This is a genomic window from Cellulosimicrobium sp. BMG9.22, from assembly GCF_059159975.1.
Genome location: NZ_JBZGBY010000020.1, coordinates 51675 through 70804, shown reverse-complemented (window position 1 = coordinate 70804; position 19130 = coordinate 51675). Strand labels below are relative to the sequence as shown.

At 73.9% G+C, this 19130-nt stretch carries 21 protein-coding genes; 10 read left to right on the top strand and 11 right to left on the bottom strand.

Annotated features, from left to right (window positions below):
* Window positions 1-85: 85 nt before the first annotated feature.
* On the top strand, window positions 86-985 hold the full coding sequence (locus AC4H2H_RS13885; protein WP_494371399.1) for an SDR family oxidoreductase: 900 nt from the start codon (window positions 86-88) through the stop codon (window positions 983-985).
* Window positions 986-1229: 244 nt separating this feature from the next.
* Window positions 1230-2150: a VOC family protein gene (locus AC4H2H_RS13880; protein WP_494371418.1), complete on the top strand. Its 921-nt coding sequence runs from the start codon at window positions 1230-1232 to the stop codon at window positions 2148-2150.
* A 10-nt stretch (window positions 2151-2160) separates the two neighbouring features.
* On the opposite strand, the gene AC4H2H_RS13875 is transcribed toward AC4H2H_RS13880, so the two are convergent.
* Both AC4H2H_RS13875 and AC4H2H_RS13870 read right to left on the bottom strand, forming a co-directional pair.
* Window positions 2161-2544, bottom strand: a complete 384-nt coding sequence (locus AC4H2H_RS13875) for a universal stress protein (RefSeq protein WP_494371398.1) — start codon at window positions 2542-2544, stop codon at window positions 2161-2163.
* On the bottom strand, window positions 2541-3407 hold the full coding sequence (locus AC4H2H_RS13870) for an IclR family transcriptional regulator (RefSeq protein ID WP_494371397.1): 867 nt from the start codon (window positions 3405-3407) through the stop codon (window positions 2541-2543). The genes AC4H2H_RS13875 and AC4H2H_RS13870 overlap by 4 nt, the downstream gene beginning before the upstream one ends.
* A 69-nt stretch (window positions 3408-3476) precedes the next feature.
* Between AC4H2H_RS13870 and eda the strand changes: the two genes are divergently transcribed.
* Window positions 3477-4136: a bifunctional 4-hydroxy-2-oxoglutarate aldolase/2-dehydro-3-deoxy-phosphogluconate aldolase gene (gene eda, locus AC4H2H_RS13865; protein ID WP_494371396.1), complete on the top strand. Its 660-nt coding sequence runs from the start codon at window positions 3477-3479 to the stop codon at window positions 4134-4136.
* Between the two features lie 3 nt (window positions 4137-4139).
* A complete protein-coding gene (locus tag AC4H2H_RS13860) occupies window positions 4140-5264 on the top strand; it encodes a PfkB family carbohydrate kinase (protein WP_494371395.1) in 1125 nt (374 codons plus the stop codon).
* 43 nt (window positions 5265-5307) lie between these two features.
* On the opposite strand, the gene AC4H2H_RS13855 is transcribed toward AC4H2H_RS13860, so the two are convergent.
* Window positions 5308-6102 carry an SDR family NAD(P)-dependent oxidoreductase gene (locus AC4H2H_RS13855; RefSeq protein ID WP_494371394.1) on the bottom strand — a complete coding sequence of 265 codons (795 nt, stop codon included), beginning with the start codon at window positions 6100-6102 and terminating at the stop codon, window positions 5308-5310.
* 108 nt (window positions 6103-6210) lie between these two features.
* On the opposite strand from AC4H2H_RS13855, the gene AC4H2H_RS13850 reads away from it, so the two are divergent.
* The 4 genes from AC4H2H_RS13850 (at window position 6211) to AC4H2H_RS13835 (ending at window position 8976) form a co-directional block, all read left to right on the top strand.
* Window positions 6211-6834, top strand: a complete 624-nt coding sequence (locus AC4H2H_RS13850) for a TetR/AcrR family transcriptional regulator (RefSeq protein ID WP_494371393.1) — start codon at window positions 6211-6213, stop codon at window positions 6832-6834.
* A gap of 110 nt (window positions 6835-6944) precedes the next feature.
* Complete coding sequence (locus tag AC4H2H_RS13845; protein ID WP_494371392.1) at window positions 6945-7316, top strand: DUF8817 family protein; 372 nt, start codon at window positions 6945-6947, stop codon at window positions 7314-7316.
* A 111-nt stretch (window positions 7317-7427) separates the two neighbouring features.
* A complete protein-coding gene (locus tag AC4H2H_RS13840; protein WP_494371391.1) occupies window positions 7428-7871 on the top strand; it encodes a TFIIB-type zinc ribbon-containing protein in 444 nt (147 codons plus the stop codon).
* Between the two features lie 136 nt (window positions 7872-8007).
* Window positions 8008-8976 carry a bile acid:sodium symporter family protein gene (locus tag AC4H2H_RS13835; RefSeq protein ID WP_494371390.1) on the top strand — a complete coding sequence of 323 codons (969 nt, stop codon included), beginning with the start codon at window positions 8008-8010 and terminating at the stop codon, window positions 8974-8976.
* A gap of 30 nt (window positions 8977-9006) precedes the next feature.
* On the opposite strand, the gene AC4H2H_RS13830 is transcribed toward AC4H2H_RS13835, so the two are convergent.
* From AC4H2H_RS13830 to AC4H2H_RS13815, 4 genes are all read right to left on the bottom strand, one after another.
* On the bottom strand, window positions 9007-9468 hold the full coding sequence (locus AC4H2H_RS13830) for a SufE family protein (protein ID WP_494371389.1): 462 nt from the start codon (window positions 9466-9468) through the stop codon (window positions 9007-9009).
* Window positions 9469-9601: 133 nt separating this feature from the next.
* Entirely contained in the window at window positions 9602-10513 is a 912-nt protein-coding gene (locus AC4H2H_RS13825; protein WP_494371388.1) for a sulfurtransferase, read from the bottom strand.
* A gap of 63 nt (window positions 10514-10576) precedes the next feature.
* Window positions 10577-11308: a hypothetical protein gene (locus tag AC4H2H_RS13820; protein WP_494371387.1), complete on the bottom strand. Its 732-nt coding sequence runs from the start codon at window positions 11306-11308 to the stop codon at window positions 10577-10579.
* Between the two features lie 96 nt (window positions 11309-11404).
* Window positions 11405-12796, bottom strand: coding sequence for an aspartate aminotransferase family protein (locus AC4H2H_RS13815; protein ID WP_494371386.1), 1392 nt, complete (start codon window positions 12794-12796; stop codon window positions 11405-11407).
* A 99-nt stretch (window positions 12797-12895) separates the two neighbouring features.
* Here AC4H2H_RS13815 and AC4H2H_RS13810 point away from each other — a divergent pair, with 99 nt between their 5' ends.
* Together AC4H2H_RS13810 and AC4H2H_RS13805 are read left to right on the top strand one after the other, a co-directional pair.
* The gene (locus AC4H2H_RS13810) at window positions 12896-13819 is read left to right on the top strand and encodes a LysR substrate-binding domain-containing protein (protein ID WP_494371385.1); all 924 of its coding nucleotides are present in this window, start codon (window positions 12896-12898) and stop codon (window positions 13817-13819) included.
* 48 nt (window positions 13820-13867) lie between these two features.
* Window positions 13868-15202 (top strand): transcriptional regulator, encoded by a 1335-nt coding sequence (locus AC4H2H_RS13805; protein WP_494371384.1) that lies wholly within the window; start codon window positions 13868-13870, stop codon window positions 15200-15202.
* Between the two features lie 31 nt (window positions 15203-15233).
* Here AC4H2H_RS13805 and AC4H2H_RS13800 read toward each other — a convergent pair whose 3' ends face one another.
* The 4 genes from AC4H2H_RS13800 to AC4H2H_RS13785 form a co-directional block, all read right to left on the bottom strand.
* On the bottom strand, window positions 15234-15557 hold the full coding sequence (locus AC4H2H_RS13800) for a hypothetical protein (protein ID WP_494371383.1): 324 nt from the start codon (window positions 15555-15557) through the stop codon (window positions 15234-15236).
* A gap of 438 nt (window positions 15558-15995) precedes the next feature.
* The gene (locus AC4H2H_RS13795; RefSeq protein ID WP_494371382.1) at window positions 15996-17231 is read right to left on the bottom strand and encodes a HipA domain-containing protein; all 1236 of its coding nucleotides are present in this window, start codon (window positions 17229-17231) and stop codon (window positions 15996-15998) included.
* Window positions 17228-17500, bottom strand: coding sequence for a helix-turn-helix domain-containing protein (locus AC4H2H_RS13790; RefSeq protein ID WP_494371381.1), 273 nt, complete (start codon window positions 17498-17500; stop codon window positions 17228-17230). Before AC4H2H_RS13790 ends, AC4H2H_RS13795 begins: the two co-directional genes overlap by 4 nt.
* A gap of 88 nt (window positions 17501-17588) precedes the next feature.
* Complete coding sequence (locus AC4H2H_RS13785; RefSeq protein ID WP_494371380.1) at window positions 17589-19034, bottom strand: HNH endonuclease signature motif containing protein; 1446 nt, start codon at window positions 19032-19034, stop codon at window positions 17589-17591.
* Between the last annotated feature and the right edge of the window lie 96 nt (window positions 19035-19130).

The following is a 19130-nucleotide window of genomic DNA, read 5'->3' as shown; positions in this document are numbered from 1 at the left end:
ATGCTGGGCAGCGGCGCCGAAGCGCGCTCCCGCGACCCGGACGAACGGGTCGCACGACACGTCCCGCTCTCGAAGGAGTCCACCCATGACCATCGCCGTCACCGGAGCCAGCGGCCACCTCGGCCGCCTCGTCGTCGAGTCCCTTCTGGACCACGGGGCAGCGGCCTCCGACGTCGTCGCCCTCGCGCGCACCACGAGTGCGGTCGACGACCTCGCGGACCGTGGTGCGGTCGTCCGCGAGGCCGACTACGACCGCCCGGAGACGCTCGACGTCGCGCTCGCCGGTGTCGACGTCCTCGTCCTCGTGTCCAGCTCCGACCTGGACGGGCGTGTGCGGCAGCACGGTGCCGTCATCGAGGCGGCGAAGGCCGCCGGTGTCGGGCGCGTCCTCTACACGAGCATCCTGCACGCCGACACCACGCCAGCGATCCTCGCCCCCGCGCACAAGGCGACCGAGGAGATGCTCGCTGCCTCCGGCCTGACCACGACGATCCTGCGCAACGGCTGGTACACGGAGAACTACCTGCCCGACGTCGAGCGGGCGCGCGAGACCGGCGAGCTGGTCTTCAGCGTCGGCGACGGTCGCGTCGCGAGCGCACCCCGCGCGGACTACGCGGAGGCCGTCGCGATCGTCGCGATGACCGGTGACCGGGCCCCCGAGGGTGCCGCCACCATGCACGACGGTGCGGTGTACGAGCTGTCGGGCGACGTCGCGTGGGACTTCGACGAGCTCGCGCGCGCCGCTGCCGAGGTGCTCGGCCGACCCGTGGCCTACCGGCGCCTGACCTCCGACGAGCACCGTGACGTCCTCGTCGCCGCCGGCCTGGACTCGGGCACGGCGGGCTTCGTCGTCGACCTGGACGCCGACGCGCGCGCGGGGCTGCTGGCCGACACCCCCGGTGACCTCGCCCGACTCCTGGGCCGGCCGACGACCCCGCTCGTCGACGGACTGCGCGAGGCCGTGCGGGTCGCCGACCCGGCCTGACGGCGCCGCGGCCCGGTCGGCGCGAACGGTGTCGCCGACCGGGTTCGTCGCCGGCGCGTCGTCGAGCGACCGCCCGTCGCTGTCTACTGGTTAAAGGTACAACTAAGAAGTTCCGCGTTCGTGGAGCCGATCACCGGAGGAACACATGACCCGCCAGGCCGACTCGTCGCCCGCGATCCAGCGCCTCGCTCGACCGGGTGCGGCCGCCCGTCCCGTCGGCGACCTGCTCGCCGCCGACACGCGCATGGGCGCGGTGACCCTCCACGTGCGCGACCTCGACCTCATGACGCGCTACTACCGCGACGCGCTGTCGCTCGCGGTGCTCCCCACGCCTGAGACCCTCGCCCTGCCTGCCGGGGCGCGGCTCGCGGAGACCGTCGTGCTCGGCCGCGGGGCGACGCCGCTCGTCGTGCTGCACCGCACGCCCGACCTGCCGGTGCCGGGCCGCCGCGAGGCGGGCCTGTTCCACACCGCGGTCCTGTTCGACGACGAGCCGGGCCTCGCGCACGCGCTCGCCGCCGTCGCGACCACCGCGCCCAGCACGTTCGTCGGCAGCGCCGACCACCTCGTGTCCCAGGCGTTCTACTTCACCGACCCCGAGGGCAACGGCGTCGAGCTCTACACCGACCGCCCGCGCGACACGTGGGGCTGGGACGAGGGTGGTGTGCGCATGGACACGGTCTACCTCGACCCGAACGCGTTCCTCGCCGACCACCTGAGCGACACGTCGCGCGACGCGCTCGCGGGCGACCGCACGGTCGGTGCGGCAGGAACCCGTGCGGGCACTGCGGCGGGCACCGCGCCGGGCGCCGGCGCCGTGGTGGGCCACGTGCACCTCCAGGTGGGCGACGTGCCCGCGGCTCGCGCGTTCTACGTCGACGCGCTCGGGTTCGAGGAGACCGCGACCGTCCCGGGAGCACTCTTCGTGTCCGCGGGCGGGTACCACCACCACATGGCGATGAACACGTGGAACAGCCGAGGCGCCGGGCCGCGCGCGTCGTCGCTCGGCCTCGGGAAGGTCGCGATCACGGTGCCCGGGGCCGACGACGTCGGCGCGCTGCGCGAGCGGCTCGCGCGGGCGGGTGTGGCGGTCCGCGACGACGGCGCGACGCTGCGCTTCGACGACCCGTGGCGCAACCTCCTCGAGGTGCGCCCGGCCGGCTGAGCCGGACCCGTCAGTGCGTCGCCTTGACCACCAGGACGGGGACGGGGGAGTCGAGCAGGACGCGCTGGGTGGTGCTGCCGAGCAGAAACTTGCCTACGGGTGACCGCTTGCGTGCGCCGACGACGACGAGGTCGGGCTGCGTGCGCTCGGCCTCGTCGATGATCGACTCGGCCGGATCGACGTGCTCGGGGCGGTACGTGATCTCCGGCCGGGCGAGCTCTGCCGGCAGGGTGTCGAGGAGGTGCGCGAGGCTCGCGGGGACGCCCGCCTCGGCGTCCTGCGGGGTGAGCACGAGGACCGCGAGCGCGGTGTCGCGGTGGACCGCCTCGGCGACGGCCGCCCGGAGCGCGGTCTCGCCCTGCGGTGAGTCGTTGTACGCCACGAGGACGGTCATCGCGGGCCCTTCCGTGTTTCCGTCGTGCTGCGGTTGAACTCTCTCACACGCCCGCCTCCGTCGCTGCCCGACGCGGGTCGCCGCGGTGCGGCGGGTGCGCCGTCGGGGACGGCGAGGGTGGCCGGGAGCAGCGGCGGGACGACGTCGCGCAGGATCGCCTCGATCTCGCGCCGGCGTCGGGCGCCGAGCCGCTCGGCCGGCGCCGTCACGCTGACGGCCGCGACCGACTGGCCGGCGCGCAGGAGGGGGACGGCGACGCAGCTGATCCCCGGCTCGTTCTCCTCGTCCTCGGTCGCGATCCCGTCCGCCCGGACGCCGTCGCAGATCTTGCGCAGCGCGGCGGGCGAGACGGGTTGGTCGTCGGGCGTGGCGTCGGCGTACCAGGCCAGGGCGCCGTCGTCGAGCGGACGGTAGGCGAGCAGGGCGCGCCCGAGCGCGGTCGTCGCGGCGGGCCGACGGCGTCCCACCGCCGACCACACGCGCACCGCGCGCGCGGGCTCCACCTTGTCGAGGTAGACGATCTCGGTCCCCGCGAGCGCCCCGAGGTGCACGAGCTCGTCGGTCGCCCGGCACACGGCGACGAGCGCCGGGTGCAGGAGCGCGGGCAGGTTCTCCTCGCCGAGGAACACGGTCGCGAGCGCCGTCGCGGCAGGCCCGAGGCGGTAGTCGCCCGTCGTGGCGTCCTGCTCGGCGTACCCCCGGTAGCGCAGGGCGGCGAGCGTGCGGTGGAGCGAGGCCTTGTGCAGCCCGAGGTCGCGTGCGAGGTCGCCCAGCGCCGCACCCGTCGGGCCGGACGCAGCGAGCGCCTCGAGCACGGTGAGCGCCTTGTCCACGCTGCCGAGCGGGCTGCCGGCTTCCGTCATCGTCGTCCCGTCCTCTAGAGTGCGTTCCGTTGTGAACAACAGACGTTCACCATAGCGAAACGGAAAAGCATGTCACCCCACGGACCCCTCGAGACGATCCGGCGCGCCCGGGTCGTCCCTGTCGTCGTCGTCGACGACGCCGCCCAGGGCGTCGGCGTCGCCACGGCGCTGCGCGACGGCGGCCTCCCGGTCGCGGAGGTCACGTTCCGCACCGCCGGGGCGCGCGCAGCGATCGAGGCGATCGCGGCCGAGGTGCCCGACGTCCTCGTGGGCGCGGGCACCGTCGTGCGGCCGGACCAGGTCGACGAGGCCGTCGAAGCGGGCGCGCGCTTCCTCGTCTCGCCCGGGCTGTCGGCCGCCGTCGTGCGCCGCGCCCAGGAGCTCGGGGTGCCGGTGCTGCCCGGCGTCGCGACGCCGTCGGACATCATCGCGGCGCTCGACCTCGGCCTCGACGCGGTCAAGCTCTTCCCCGCGAACGTCGTCGGCGGCCCGGCCGCCGTGAAGGCGTTCTCCGCGCCGTTCCCGGGCCTGCGGTTCGTGCCCACCGGGGGCGTCAGCGCCGCGAACCTGCTCGACTACCTCGCCCTGCCGTCCGTGCTCGCCGCCGGAGGGTCGTGGATGGTCGACGCCGCCCTCGTCCGCGCGGGCGACTGGACCGAGGTCGCGCGCCGCACACGCGAGGCCGTCGACCTCGCGGCGACCCTGCCGAACACCGCCGAAGGAGCCTGACTCGTGAGCGACACCGCCGTCACCACCCAGCCCCCGCTCGCCGTCCGCCCCGCGGCCGAGTGCGCCTACGACGTCGTCGCCCTCGGCGAGGTCATGCTGCGCCTCGACCCGGGCGAGCGCCGCATCAAGACCGCCCGCAGCTTCGACGCCTGGGAGGGTGGCGGCGAGTACAACGTCGCGCGCGGGCTGCGCCGCTGCTTCGGGCTGCGCGGCGCCGTCGTCACGGCGCTCGCGGACAACGAGGTCGGGCGGCTCGTCGAGGACCTCATGCTCACCGGCGGGCTCGACACGAGTCACGTGCGCTGGGTGCCCTACGACGGCATCGGTCGCACGGTGCGCAACGGGCTCAACTTCACCGAGCGGGGCTTCGGCGTCCGCGGCGCGGTCGGCGTCTCCGACCGCGGCAACACGGCGATCGCCCAGCTCCAGCCGGACGACGTCGACTGGGACGCGCTGTTCGGGCGGGGCGTGCGCTGGTTCCACACGGGCGGCATCTTCGCGGCGCTGTCGGAGTCGAGCGCCGACGTCGCCGAGGCTGCGATGGCCGCTGCCCGCCGCCACGGGACGGTCGTGTCGTACGACCTCAACTACCGCCCGTCCCTGTGGCAGGGCATCGGCGGCGTCGAGCGCGCGCAGGAGGTGAACCGTCGCCTCGCGCGCTACGTCGACGTGATGATCGGCAACGAGGAGGACTTCACCGCGAGCCTCGGCTTCGAGGTCGAGGGTGTCGACGAGTCGCTCACCGACCTCGACACCGGCGCGTTCCGCGCGATGATCGCGCGGGCCGCCGAGGAGTACCCCAACTTCCAGGTGATCGCGACGACGCTGCGCGGCGTGAAGACGGCGACCGTGAACGACTGGGGCGCGATCGCCTGGTCGCGCGTCCAGGGCTTCGCCGAGGCGACGCACCGTCCCGGCCTCGAGATCCTCGACCGCGTGGGCGGCGGCGACTCGTTCGCGTCCGGGCTCGCGTACGGGCTCATGGAGCTCGGCTCGATCCGCGAGGCCGTCGAGTACGGTGCGGCGCACGGTGCCCTCGCCATGACGACGCCGGGCGACACGTCGACGGCGTCGCTCGCCGAGGTGCGCAAGCTCGCGTCGGGCGGGAGCGCGCGCGTGCAGCGCTGACGCCGACGCGTCACCACCTCTCCGGCGCGCCGAGGGCTCGGGCTCAGCGCGCCGGGGAGAGCATCCGCCCGGACAGCGAGACGATCGCGCGCGTCGGGGCCAGTCGCGTCGCGAGCGTCTGGAGGCGGTTCCCGAGCCCGGGCACGACGCCGGGGGGCGCGTCGCGCCGGTCGAGCGCGCGCATCGCGTGGCCTACCACCTGCTCGGCGCTGCGCACCTGGCCGATCTTCGCCTCGTCGGAGCCGACGACGTCGAAGAACTCGGTCGGGACCGGGCCGGGGGACAGGGCGAGGGTGCGCAGGCCCGTCCCGCGCGTCTCGTACCACAGCGCCTCGGTAAACGACCGGACGAAGGCCTTCGTCGCGCCGTACACGGCCATGCCCGGCGTCGCCTGGTAGGAGGCGGTGCTCGCGACGTTCACGAGCGCGCCACGACCGGTGGCGACGAGCTGGGGCAGGAACGCGCGCGTGAGGTCGACGAGGCTCGCGACGTTCACCTGGACCTCCGCCGCGACCCGGTCGGGGTCGGCGTCGGCGAGCGCGCCGTGCGAGCCAAAGCCGGCGTTGTTCACGAGCGTGCCTAGGGAGATGTCCCGCTCCTGGAGCGCCTCGGCGAGCGCCCGGCCGGGCCGGTCTGTCGCGAGGTCGTGCGGGAGCACCGTCACGTCCGCGCGCATCTGCGAGCGGAGCCGGGCCGCAAGGCCCTCGAGCCGGTCGACGCGTCGAGCGACGAGCACCAGGCCCGCTCCGCGCTCGGCCAGGCGGGTCGCGAACTCGGCGCCGAGCCCGGAGCTCGCGCCCGTGACCAGGGCGGTGGTGCCGGCGTAGTCGAGGGGCATGGTGGTCCTCCAGGGGTGACGGGAGATGAAAGGTGTACGCCTGTTCACCGAGTATGGTGAACAGGTGTACACCGAACTCGTGGCCGACGCAAGGGCCGGTCGGCGCCCGTGACCGCCACGCCGAGCCGCCGCGTCCCGCGCGTCCGGGGCCAGGGCGAGCAGCTCCGTCGCGAGCTCGTCGACGCCGCGGCGACGCTGCTCGCGCGCCCCCGGGGCGTGCCGGCGCCGTCGCTGCGCGCGGTCGCGCGCGCCGTCGGGGTCTCGCCCGCGGCGGTCTACCTCCACTTCGCCTCGCAGGCGGACCTCGTGTGGGCGGTGCTCGAGCGCCACCTCGACGGGCTCGCGGAAGCCCTCCGGGCGGCCGACGACCCCGCGCTCGAGGTCCGCGAGCGCATGCACCGGGGCGCCGCGGCGTACGTCGCCTGGGGCCTGGAGCACCCGGGCGCGTACCAGCTCCTCTTCGAGAGCGTCGACTCGCTCGGCATCGACGGCGGGCAGGACGTCCCCGGCGACCGGCTCGTCGCGGAGACCGCCGAGATCCTCGTCGAGGGAGGGGTCGCGGTCGACGCCGCGCGCCGCACCGCGACCCGCACGTGGATGGCGCTGCACGGGCTCGTGTCCCTCCGCCTGCACAAGCCGCACCAGGAGTGGCCCGACGGCCTCGAGCGCGACCGCCGGGCGCTCGTGGACGCGATGCTCGACACGGTCCTGGAACGTGGGGCCGGTCGCTGACTGCGCGGGTGCGCGGGTGCGTGCCCGAACCCGTGGGCAGGTCCGGCCGTCGTCCGGCCCCCGCGGGTTAGGGTGGTCGGACGCATCGGGGGCGATGGGGAGGTGTCGTCGTGACGGGTGGCCCGGTGGTCGCACGGGCCCTGCCCCGACGCCGCGTGGACCCCGCGCCCGACCTGGCCCACGCCGTCGAGCACGCCCGGATCCTGCGCGGCGCGGGCGACCCCGCCGGGGCGGCCCGCGTGCTCGACCGCGCGTTCGACGCCGAGGGCGTGCGCGCCCGCACCGTCTCGGAGCCCCTGCGCTTCCGCGCCCTCGTCCTGCGTGCCGACCTCGCGCTGCGCCTGCACGACGACGCCGGGGCCGCCCGGTTCCTCGCCGGCGCGGAGGCCCTGCCCCTCCTGGCGGACGCGCTCGCCGGTCTCGACGACGAGGTGCACCGCGCCGAGGAGCTGCGCGAGCAGCTCGGCGGCGAGGACGTCTGAGCGGGCGGGAACCCGCACGGCTCAGTCCGCGTTGGACTGCGCAGCAGCGTCAGCCGCATCCGGGCACCGTCCCGACGGCGACCCGAGCACCACCCGAGCAGGAGGACCCGCATGCTGTGCCCGACCGACCAGACCGTGCTTGTCATGACCGACCGCAAGGGCGTCGAGATCGACTACTGCCCGACGTGCCGCGGGGTGTGGCTCGACCGCGGCGAGCTCGACAAGATCATCGACCGCTCGCTCGAGACCGAGATCGCCGCCGAGGCGGTCGGGCCGGCAGCGGCCGTGCCGGTGCCTCCGGTCGCACCCGCGGCGACGTCGTACCCGCCGGCGCCGGCCGCCGACTACGGCACGCCGGGCTACGGCGAGCGTCCGCCCGCGCGCGGCGACGACCGCCGGTACGACGACCGTGACCGCTACCGCGACGAGCGTCACCGGGACGAGCGCTACCGCGACGACCGGGACCGCCGCTACGACGGCCGCGACGGCTACGACCCGCGCTACCGCAAGAGCAAGAAGAAGGAGTCCTGGCTCGGGGACCTCTTCGACTTCTGAGCCCCCTCGGGTCGTCGCGCCCGCGTGACGTCACGCGGTACTGACGCCCGACGACGAGGACCGCTGTTCCGGACTTCCCACGGACGCGCCAGGTCCGGTCCGGGCGTGACGGCTAGGCTCCCTCCTTGTGCGTGCCGTGCTGAGCCGATGGGTCGACCCGTTCGTCGTGACCCTGCTCGTCGTGCTCGTGCTCGGGCTCGTCGTCCCGGTCGGGCCCGAGGTGCAGCGGGTCGTCGACGTCGTCGCGGACGTCGCGGTGACGGTCCTGTTCCTCGTCTACGGCATGCGGTTGTCGACGCGCGAGGTGTGGGCGGGGCTGCGGAACTGGCGGCTGCAGGGCGGGATCCTGGCCGCGACCTACGTGCTGTTCCCGGTGCTCGGGCTGGTCGTGGCCTGGGCGACGGAGCCGCTCCTCGGCGAGGGGCTGGCGGCCGGGCTGCTGTTCCTGTCGCTGCTCCCGTCGACCGTGCAGTCGTCCGTGGCGTTCACGTCGGTCGCGCGCGGCAACGTCGCGGGGGCGATCTGCGGTGCGACGGTGTCGAACGTCGTCGGTATGGTCGCCACGCCCCTGCTCGTGCTGTGGTTCATGACGAGCGCCGGCTCGGGTGCCGCCGGACCGGCCGGCGGCCTCGGCGGGCTGCGCACCGTCCTGCTGCAGCTCCTCGTCCCGTTCGTCGTCGGCCAGCTCCTCCAGCCGTTCGTCGGCGACTGGATCCGCGCCCGGCGTTGGCTCACGCTCGGCGTCGACCGCGGGACGATCCTCGTCGTCGTGTTCGGTGCGGTCGCCGCGGCGACGTCCGCCGGGGTGTGGGCGAGCGTGTCCGGCTGGTCGATCGTGGGCCTGCTCGTCGTGAGCGCGGTCCTGCTGGCGACCATGCTCGCCGTCACGTGGTGGGGCGGCGCGGCGCTGCGGCTGCCGACCGAGGACCGCATCGCGCTGCTCATGTGCGGGTCCAAGAAGTCCCTCGCGACCGGGCTGCCCATGGCGAGCGTGCTCTTCCCCGTCGCCGTCGCCGGTGTGGTGGCCGTACCGGTGATCGTCTTCCACCAGCTCCAGCTCGTCGTGTGCGCGGTGCTCGCGCGCCGGCTCGCCCTCCGCGCCTGACGCCCCCACGCTTCGGCCCTGAGCGTACGGTCAGCCGCGCGACGCGACCTGCTCGCGCACCTGGCGCTTGGCGCGCGTGAGCATGCCGTTCATGCCGCCGATGCGCAGCGGGCTCACCGCGCGCGTAAGGCCGATCGACATGGGGAAGTCGTCCGGCACGTCCAGGACCTCCTGGACGGTGAGCCCCGAGAGGCCCTGCGCGAGGATCGACGCGAAGCCGCGCGTGGTGGGTGCCTCGGCCGGTGCTGTCGCGAAGAAGTGCACGACGCCGTCGCCGTCGACCTCGGCGAACGCGCGGACGGGCGACTGGCACTCTTCGATGCGCTCGAGCATGCCCGGAGCGCTCGCGTACCGCTCGGGGAGCTCGGGCAGCTCGTTCGCGAACTCGAGCAGGAGCTGCAGGCGCTCGCGCTCGGGCAGCGCGAGGAAGTCCTCGCGGATCTCCGCGAGGGACGCGGGCAGGGACGGCGAGGCGTCGGAGGAGGAGCTCATGGTGTCGATCCTCGCACCGGCGCGCGGTGTCGGGGGAGAGGTCCCACGGTGCGGAACGCCGACGGCGCGCGACCCGGTCCCGCGAGGGAGACCCGGCCGCGCGCCGTCGGGCACGCCGGCTGTGAGCCGTGCGTCAGCTGAGCGACGCGGGGGCCTCGCCGGCCGCCTCGCCCTTGACGATCGGCACGCGCACGGCGTTGCCCCACTCGGTCCACGAGCCGTCGTAGTTGCGGACCTTGTCGAAGCCGAGCAGGTAGGTCAGCGCGAACCACGTGTGGCTCGAGCGCTCGCCGATGCGGCAGTAGGTGACGACCTCGTCGTCGGTCGCGAGGCCGAGGCCGCCCTCCTGGTAGATCGCCTCGAGCTGCTCGCGCGACTTGTAGGTGCCGTCCTCGGCGACAGCCGTCGCCCACGGGACGTTGCGCGCCGTGGGGATGTGGCCGCCGCGGAGCACGCCCTCCTCGGGGTAGTCCGGGATGTGCAGGCGCTCGCCCGTGTACTCCTGCGGGGAGCGGATGTCGACGAGCGGGCCGTTGCCGAGTTGCGCGAGGACGTCTTCCTTGAACGCGCGGATCGTCACGTCGTCGCGCTCGACGACCGGGTACTCGACGGCCTCGGGCTCGGGGGCGTCCGTCGTCGTCTCGCGGCCCTCGGCGATCCACTTGCCGCGGCCGCCGTCGAGCAGGCGCACGTCCTCGTGGCCGAACAGCGTGAACACCCACGCGGCGTACGCGGCCCACCAGTTGTTCTTGTCGCCGTAGACGACGATCGTCGTGTCGCGCGCGATGCCCTTGCTGCCGAGGAGCTGGGCGAAGCCCTTGCCATCGATGTAGTCGCGCGTGTCCGGGTCGTTGAGGTCCGTGTGCCAGTCGATCTTCACGGCGCCCGGGACGTGGCCGGTCTCGTAGAGCAGGACGTCCTCGTCGGACTCCACGACGACGATGCCCGGCTGCCCGAGGTGCTCGGCGAGCCAGTCGGTGCTCACGAGTCGGTCGGGGTGGGCGTACTGGGTGATCTTCTCGGTGGTGTCGAGCGGTGCAGGCATGGTGTTCCTCCGTGCGCGGGCTGATGGGCCGGTCCGAGCGCCAGGCTAGGTGCGCCGTCCGCATCACGGAAGGGCCGTCGCGCATGCTGAGACGGTGTAAACCCGGGTGTGGCGCTGCTCAGCCGAAGAGGGAACGAAACGCTGCTTGAGTGAGAACGAAGAGCCCAGACCCAGCGCGTTTCCGGTGGCTTCGTCTAGTCGGTCGCGCACCCAGCTGAGGACACGACGCGCGGTGCGGGTATCCCCGGTCGCGACGGCACGGCGAAGCAGTGTGGCCTGCTCGCGGAGGTGCCGACCGTCCTCGGGAGCCCATTTCACCGAGTCCGACTCGAGGGAGTCGGCCAGCACTTCCAGCTGGCTGAGTTCGACGGTGACGTTCCCCAGCACGATCTGCCCTCCGTTGACGGTCACGGGGCCGTGGGAGACCCACGTCGGCAGCGGCACGGGTGCGGCCATCCGCGTGAACGACTTCTCCGTGAGCGCAACGAACCGGGGCGGTTGTCCGAGCAGGATCGACACGAGGTCCCACCCGGGGGTGGTGATACGCCCTCGGCCGTTCGCCCATCGTGAGACCTCGACCGCCGTGCGGGGCCCGCCGATGTCGCGCCAATAGGAGGCGCGAACCGGGACAGAAGCGTCGGGACCGGCCGCATACTCGAAGACGGCCTCTTCGAGCTGGCGAGTCAGGGCCTCGGCCTGCGCGTCGGAGAGACGTCGGGTGGTGAGCTGTCCCCATCGCCAGGTCGCAAGTGCGACGACGGCGGCGAGCCCACCAAGAAGAATCCACGCTTCCATTGCTGCCCCTCAATGGTCGATTTGTTGCCGAGATCACTCGCGAGGCTAGAGGAAGGCACCGACAGGAACACGGACTTCAGATTTCCGGGCGGAGGGTCACCGAGCTGTGGCGACCTCGATCTCAACCTCGCCGAGCGCGCAGTCGAGGAGTTCGAGCCCGAGGTCGAGCTCCTCCTCGCTCACCGTGAGCGGGGGCGCGATGCGGAACACGCTGCCCATGCCCCGGAGCTGCACGACGTTCATGTGGAGCCCGAGGTCGAGCGCACGGCGGGTGACGAGCGCGCCGAGGGCGTCGGCACCCTCCTTCGACCCACGGTCGAGGACGAGCTCGATGCCCTGCAGCAGGCCGCGACCCCGCACGTCGCCAATCGTCGCGTGCCGCTCCTGGAGGTCCAGGAGCCCGGCGCTCAGGCGATCACCGAGCACGCGCACCCGGGCATCCATCTGCTCCGCCTCGAGCACGTCGAGCACGGTGTTGCCGACCGCCGCGACGAGCGGGTCGGAGACGTGCGTCGTGAAGAAGAGGAAGCCGCGCTCGTGCGCGCGCGCCTCGATCTCGGCGCTGGTGACCACCGCCGCGAGCGGGAGGCCCGCGCCGAGCGTCTTGGAGAGCGTGAGGATGTCCGGCACCACGGGTTCCTCGCCGTCGCGACCTTCGAACGCGTACCAGGAGCCCGTCCGGCACAGCGCGGTCTGCGCCTCGTCGAGGATGAGCAACATCCCCCGCTCGTGGCACTTGTCGCGCAGCGCGGCGAGGTAGCCCGGCGGCAGCTCGACGATCCCGCCCGAGCTGAGGATCGGCTCCACGAGGCACGCGGCGAGGCTGCCGGTGGACTGCACGTCGACGAGGTCGAACGCGAGGTCGAGCTGGCGTCGCCAGTCGTGCCCGCCGTCGGGCGTGAGGTGGTCCGGGCGGTACGCGTTCGGGACCGGGATGACGAGGTTCCCGGGCGCCGTCGGGCCGTAGCCGCGGCGGCCGGCGCTGTACGTCGCGGCCGCCGCCGCGTGCGTCATGCCGTGCCACGAGCCGGCGAGCGAGACGACCTCGTGCCGGCCCGTGACGAGCTTGGCCATCCGGATCGCGGCCTCGTTCGACTCCGCGCCCGTCGTCAGCAGCAGGACCTTCTCGAGCGGGTCGGGCAGCGTGCCGGCGAGGCGGCGCGCGAGGTCGACGACGGGTCGCGAGAGCATCCCGCTGAACAGGTGGTCGAGCGTGCCCACCTGCCGGCGCACCGTCTCCACGATCGCGGGGTGGCTGTGGCCCAGGATCGCGCTCATCTGCCCCGACGTGAAGTCGAGGATCCTGCGGCCGTCCGCCGTCGTGACGAAGCTGCCCGCCGCGCTCTCGACGATCTCGGGCGTGAACGGCCCGCCGTAGCGCACGAGGTGCTGGTCGACGTCGGACCAGAAGCGAGCGGCGGATCCCACGAGCGCGGCAGGCTCCGGAGGAGTGGCAGCGGCGACGGCGGGGGGCGGGACGGCGGTCATGTCCCGAGCGTAGGGAGTCGCCCTGTGCGCGTACAGCACGGGTTCTCGTACAGTCTGTGCAGGATTTCAGAACAGTGCCATCACTGCGAGGAGGGTTCCGTGCTCAACGCCGCGCGCCTGCAGATGCTCAGCCGGCTCGAGAGCCTCGGGACCGTGCGCGCGGTCGGTGCGTCGTTGCGCCTGAGCCCGTCGGCCGTGTCCGCGCAGCTCGCGGCGCTCGAGGCCGAGACCGGCACCAGCCTGCTGGAACGGTCCGGTCGGCGTGTCCGGCTCACGCCCGCGGGGCGCACGCTCGCCCGGCACGCCCGTGTCATCCTCGACCAGATGGCGCTCGCCGAGGCCGAGCTCGCGCACCCGGGCGGCGAGCCCGCCGGGACCGTGCGCGTCGCCGCGTTCTCCAGCGCCGTCCGGGCGCTCGTCATCCCGCTCGCGCGCCGCCTCGGCCAGGAGCACCCGCGGGTCGACGTCGACGTCGTCGAGCTCGACCCGCGCGAGAGCGGACCGGCGCTGCGGCGCGCAGAGGTCGACGTCGCCGTCACCGCCGACCTGCTCGAGGGCGCCCGGCCGACCGGTCCCGACGTGGTGACCGTGCCGCTGCTCGAGGACCCGGTCCTTCTCGTGTCGCCCGCGACGAACCGCGCGCCGGACGCCACCTCGGCCACGGCCCCGGAGCCGGTCGACCTCGCGGGCCTCGCCGAGGCGCGCTGGGCTTCCGACCTCGCCGGCACGTACCTCGCGACGCTCCTCGAGAACGCGTGCCGGGGCGCCGGGTTCGAGCCGCGGGTCGTCGCGCGGCTCCCGAGCTACGAGCTGCTCCTCGCGCACGTCGAGGCGGGGCTGTCCGTCGCGCTCCTGCCCGGGCTCGCGGTCGACGACCGGTACGACGTCGTCGCGCGGCCCCTGAGTCCGGCCCGGACGCGTCGCGTGTACGCCGCCGTCCGGCGCGGGCCGACGACGTCGGCCACCGACGTGGTCCTCGCCGGTCTGCGCCGCGCCGCACGATCCCCGGTCGGGCCGACCTGACAGCGCTCTACACTGGCGGCACCATCGCCCGACGAGGCCGGAGAACCCATGCCGCGGACGCCCGCGCTGCCCCCGACCTCGGGCGCGCACACGCCCCGGGCGGACACGCGCGGTGTCGGCACGCGCCGGGACGCTCGCTCCGTGCGCGCCGCGTATGAGTCGTTCCTCGCCGGCGGCGACGTCTCCGCCGACGTCGACCCCGTCGTCGCCGACTCCTGGCGGCGCTCCGTGCGCAGCGGGGTCGACCCCGACCGCCCGTACACCGAGAGCGCACTCTCGGGAGACGACCTCGCCGCGTACCGCGACGCCGACCCGATCGCCGCGCTCATGCCGGTCGTGCGCGAGCTCGTCGTCGACGTCGCGGCGGACGACGGCCTCGTCGTCGCCGTGTCCGACGACGCGGGCCGGCTCCTGTGGGTCGAGGGCAACCGTGCCGTGCGGGACGAGGCCGCCCGCGTCGGGTTCGTCGAGGGCTCCGTCTGGCGCGAGGACCGGGTGGGCACGAACGCACCGGGCACCGCGCTCGCGGCCCGTCGCCCGGTCCAGGTGCTCGGCATGGAGCACTTCGCCCGGCCCGTGCAGGCGTTCAGCTGTGCGGCCGTGCCGATCCACGCACCCGGGACGGGGCGCGTCCTCGGCACCCTCGACGTCACCGGTCGCCGTGGCGCGGCCTCCGGTGCGGCGGTCCTGCCGCTGCTGGGTGCCGCCGTCCTCAGCGTCGAGCGCGAGCTGGCCCGTGGAGCCATCGCGCGCCGGTCGGCCGCGCGCCAGACCCCGGCACCGGCCGGGGAGCGCGGCGCGAGCGGCGCCGAGCTCGACGTGCTCGGCGCCGCGCCGGTCCTGCGCGTCCCGCGAGGTGTCGAGCATCGCCTCCCGCTCCTGCACGCCGAGATCCTCGTCCTGCTGGGCACGCACCAGCAGGGACTGTCCGCCGACGAGCTCGCCGTGCTCCTGCAGCCCGGAATCCCGTCCGGCGCCGCGATCCGGGCGGAGGTCGCGGCCCTGCGCAGGCTTGTCGGCCCGCTCGTCGTCGGCTCGCGCACGTACCGCCTCGGCCGGCCCCTGACCACCGACGTCGACGCCGTCCGCGACCGCTTCGCCGTCGGCGACGTGCACGGCGCGCTCCGCCGCTACCGCGCGCCGCTGCTCGCCCGGTCGACGGCCCCGGCCGTGGAGGCCCTGCGCTTCGCGCTCGCCGCGGAGGTCCGGGCGGCCGTCGTCTCGGCCGGGGACACGGACACGCTCGACGCCTGGACCCGCACCGACGACGGCGCCGAGGACCGAGGCGCGTGGGCCCGGCTCGAGCACGTCGCCGACCACGGCGGCCCGCTGTGGGCCCGGGCCCGGGCGCACGTCGACCTGCTGGACGACGACGCGCACTGACGACCCGCGAGCCGTCGCCGGCGCGACCGGATCAGAACGTCCAGGCGTCCTCGAGCGTGGTGTAGACGACGTCGACGTGGTCCCGGTCGACCGAGACGCTCCTGGTGAGTTCGGCGGGGTCGCTCACACCGAACCCCTGCTTCCAGCCGATCGACTGTCCCGGCAGCAACGGGGGCGTGGGCGCGCCGCCGTAGCCCTGGCCGGAGTCGAAGACCTCCTCGCCGGCAGCGCCGGCGCTCGTGATCTGCGTGTGCCCGGACGAGTTCCACGTCGTGCTCGTCCCGTTGGTCATGGTGAACGTGACGCTGAGGTAGACGGGGAAGTCGCCCAACGAGGCCCACTCGCCCGGGGTCAAGCAGCCGTCGTTGGTGACGGTGAGGGTGAGCCCGTCCTCCCACCCATGGGCGTGCCGAAGGACGGCACGGGGTTCTTCGGGGCGGCCTCCGCCTCGTCCTTCCCGGTGGTGTACCCGGCGTCGTCGCCGTCGCGGAACTTCTCCCTCCGCTCGGACAGGAAATCGGAGCCGGCCGGGTAGCCGGTGGTCGAGCCGTGCTGGTACCCGTGGTCGTAGCCCTCCTGGTACGTGCCGAGGAGGGTCGGTTCCGGGTCGGCGCTCGCGGGCGTCGTCCGGGTCGAAGGACTCCGGGGGCCTCGACCACATCGATGTCTGGAAGGAGCTGGTCGCCCAGCTCTGACCGTGCCCGGCAGCCCCACCAACGGGCTCCGACAGTTCTCGTGAACCACACGCGTCGGACATCGCCCGTAGGTGGAGAGGGCATCACCCCCGGATCGCTCAGGCGGCCGTCGACCGCGCGAACGCCATGGCTCTCTCCGCGACCAGGCCGGGGACACGGGTCAGGGGGAGGATGGCGTCGACGGCGTCGAGCCCGCGCTGCACGGCCTGCGCTGTCTCGACGACGACATCGATCGCATCGGCGCGCTGCATGCCCCAGGACGTCGCCTCGTCGACCAGGTGCGCGCCCGTGATGAGGTCGAGGCGGTTGCGCCCCGCGACGGCGAGCCCGGAGTGACGATACGTCGCAGACGCGAGGTAGACCGGCGCGGTGTCGTACAGGGGTGCGACGCCGTACGACGCCTCGGCGTCGACCAGCAGCGAGTAGTTCTTCGCGTGGGCGTCGCCGTTGCCGATGATCATGTTGAACGTGACGAGCCGGAGCACGTCACGGCGGAGCGTCGTGGCATCGACCGCTTCTGCCGATGCGGCGCGTGCCACAGCGGCGAGTCGGCCAGGAGTCTGGCCCGAGGGCTCGTACTTGTCCTGGGCCGCGAGGCCCAGTGCCTGCGCGAGATCCTCCTGGTGGGTTCGACGGCCACCCGTGCGGTCGTACCGTTCGACGACGATCGCGTCCCGTCCGTCGATCTCCAGCAGCTCGGTCCGTGCAGCCGGGATGCCGCTCGCGCGGGCGAGGCACAGGGCCCAGTGCTCCAGGCGAACCAGGCCTTCGATCCCCGTCCCGCCGAGCGGTTCGGGCTTGACGATGTGGGTGGAGAGCGCGCCGTCGGCCGGCCAGGACCAGCCAGACTCGGACCGGTGCAGCAGCACCTTGGCCTGCACCCCACCCAACGACGCTGTCACGACGAGTCCGTCCGGAGGCTCGAGCGTCGGGAGCCCGGTCACCAGCGCCGCGAACTCGGCATCGTCCAGCGGGCGGAGGAATCCGTCCCCGGGTGCGGAGCCCTCCGGGACGAGCTGTACGGCGCCTGCGCACTCGGCGCCCAGGTGCGCGAGCAGCGCGAACGTGTCGGAGGGTGCGACGTCGTGCTCGCGCTCGAGCGCCGCACGGACAGGGCCTTCCGGGAGGAGATTGTCCAGGAACCGGTGGACGACGGGACCGTCGACCCGGCGGGGGGAGAGCGGTAGCGACAGCGAGAGCGGTCGGCTTCCCTCGCCCCAGCGGTCGAGTGCCTCGTCGGAGTACTGCAGGCGGAGCCGTCCGTTCCGCAGGCGGCGCACCGTGCCGATCCGGTCTCCCCGCAGGTAGATCGACAGCACGTCCGGTGTGCTCACGGTTCACCGTCGCGCGGGCGCGCCTCGACGGTGATCCTGGCCCCCCGCGGGACGAGGACGAGCTCGTAGCCGCACGCCGCAGCGACGTCGAGCAGCGTCGAGCTCGCCACGGCCGTGCCGCGCTCGAGGCGGGAGACCGTCGGTCGCGACGTCGACGCCCGTCGGGCGAGCTCGTCCTGCGACAGGACGGCAACCTGCCGGGCACGTCTCACTGCGGAGCCCAGGGCGTCCGTGCTGCGCGCACGGAACCAGGGCGTGGCTGCGCTCATATCTGATTCATTCCGTCCTGATCGCGGTCGCGAATCATTTCTGATTCAGAATCAGACTAGCGCGCAGGTGAATCAGATGCGATACAGATCAGCTCGCGTGGCGGGATGGTGGCGGAATCAGGTCGTCCAGATCAGGCGGCGGATCGGGTGGGGCGAGGTCGCGATCCGGGGTGATGCGGGTCGCGGGCTCGGACAGGTAGACGGCACCCGTCGGCGAGGTCCAGCTGACGACGCCGTCCGCGAGGTGCTCGAGCCGCCACGCGGTCTCGTGCTTGAGAACGTGGTGCTTGCGGCACAGGTGCGCGAGGTTGTCCGCGTCCGTCCGGCCGCCCCGGGCGAAGTCCTCGCCGTGGTCGACGTCGCAGCGGCGTGCCGGCACGGAGCAGCCGGGGAAGCGGCAGGTTTCGTCGCGCACCGCCAGCCAGGCCCGCAGGTCGGCCGGCACGGCGTAGCTCTCGCGTCCGACGGAGAGCACCGCGCCCGACTCCGGATGGGTGAGGAGCCGCCGGAGCGACGGCGCACGGGCCGTGAGGTGCCGCGCGGTCTCCGGGTCGATCGGCCCGTGCCCGTCCAGGTGGGCCGGCGCTTCGCCGTCGAGCAGCGAGAGCACCGGGACGGTGACGTGCACGCGTGGCACGATCGTCCGCGCCGACTCGGCCAGGCTCGCGGGGAGCATTCCCTGCGTGGCGGTGCCGTCGTCGAGCAGCAGGTCGACGAGCACGTCGGCGCGCAGCTGTGCCGTGGTGCGGGCATCGCCCTCGCCGCGCGCCCGCGTCGCCGTGCCCGTCAGTCGGTCGTGGATCGCGTGGGCGGAGACCGCCGGCAGCAGCGCGGTGAGCCACGCCATGCCGTCATCGGCCGCATCTACCCACACCGCACGACGCGTCACGGCGCGCTCGTGCCGCGCCGTCAGCGGCTCGGGGTGCACGCGATCGCGTACCCGGCGGACGAGCCGCCGGAAGGCGTGCGGCGTCGTCGACCCGGCGCGGCCCAGGCACGCCTGGGTCACTTCCGCCGCGGCCTGCGGGTCGAGGTCCCCGATCGCCCGGGCGAGGTCGCTCGCGTGCGCGGCGGAGAAGTCGCCCGCGCACAGGCGTGCCAGCGCCGCGGGCGCGTGGGTCGTGAGCGTCGCCGCGTCGTCGACCAGCGCGTCCGCCGTGCGTTCCGAGACGCGGAGCGCGCACGCGATCTCCGCGACCGTCGCGCGCCGGGCCAGCTCGATCCGACGCTCCGGTGTCGCGCCGTCCAGGCGCACCGACTCCTCGGCGAGGAGCGCTCCGTGCGCGGCGAGCGCCGCGACGCGAGCACGCTCGACCGCCACCAGGCGGGCACCTGTCAGCGCGTCGATCTGCCGCTGGATCGCGGCGACCCGCTCGACCGCCGTCGCGAGCGCCTCCAGAGAGCCCTGGCCTGGACAAGCCAAGCCAGCAGCCGGCCGCGCGCCGTCAGGCGCACCGTCCGCACGCACCGTGACCGTGTGCGAACCCGCGGGCACGGGCGCCCGGCGGGATCGCAGGCCGGTCGATGTGGTCATGGCACGATCCAACCAGCCACCACCCACACGCGATCGAACGTGTGTTCTGGGTATCTGCTCACGTGAAGTCTCCTGGTGAGACTCCTTCTCGCCCCA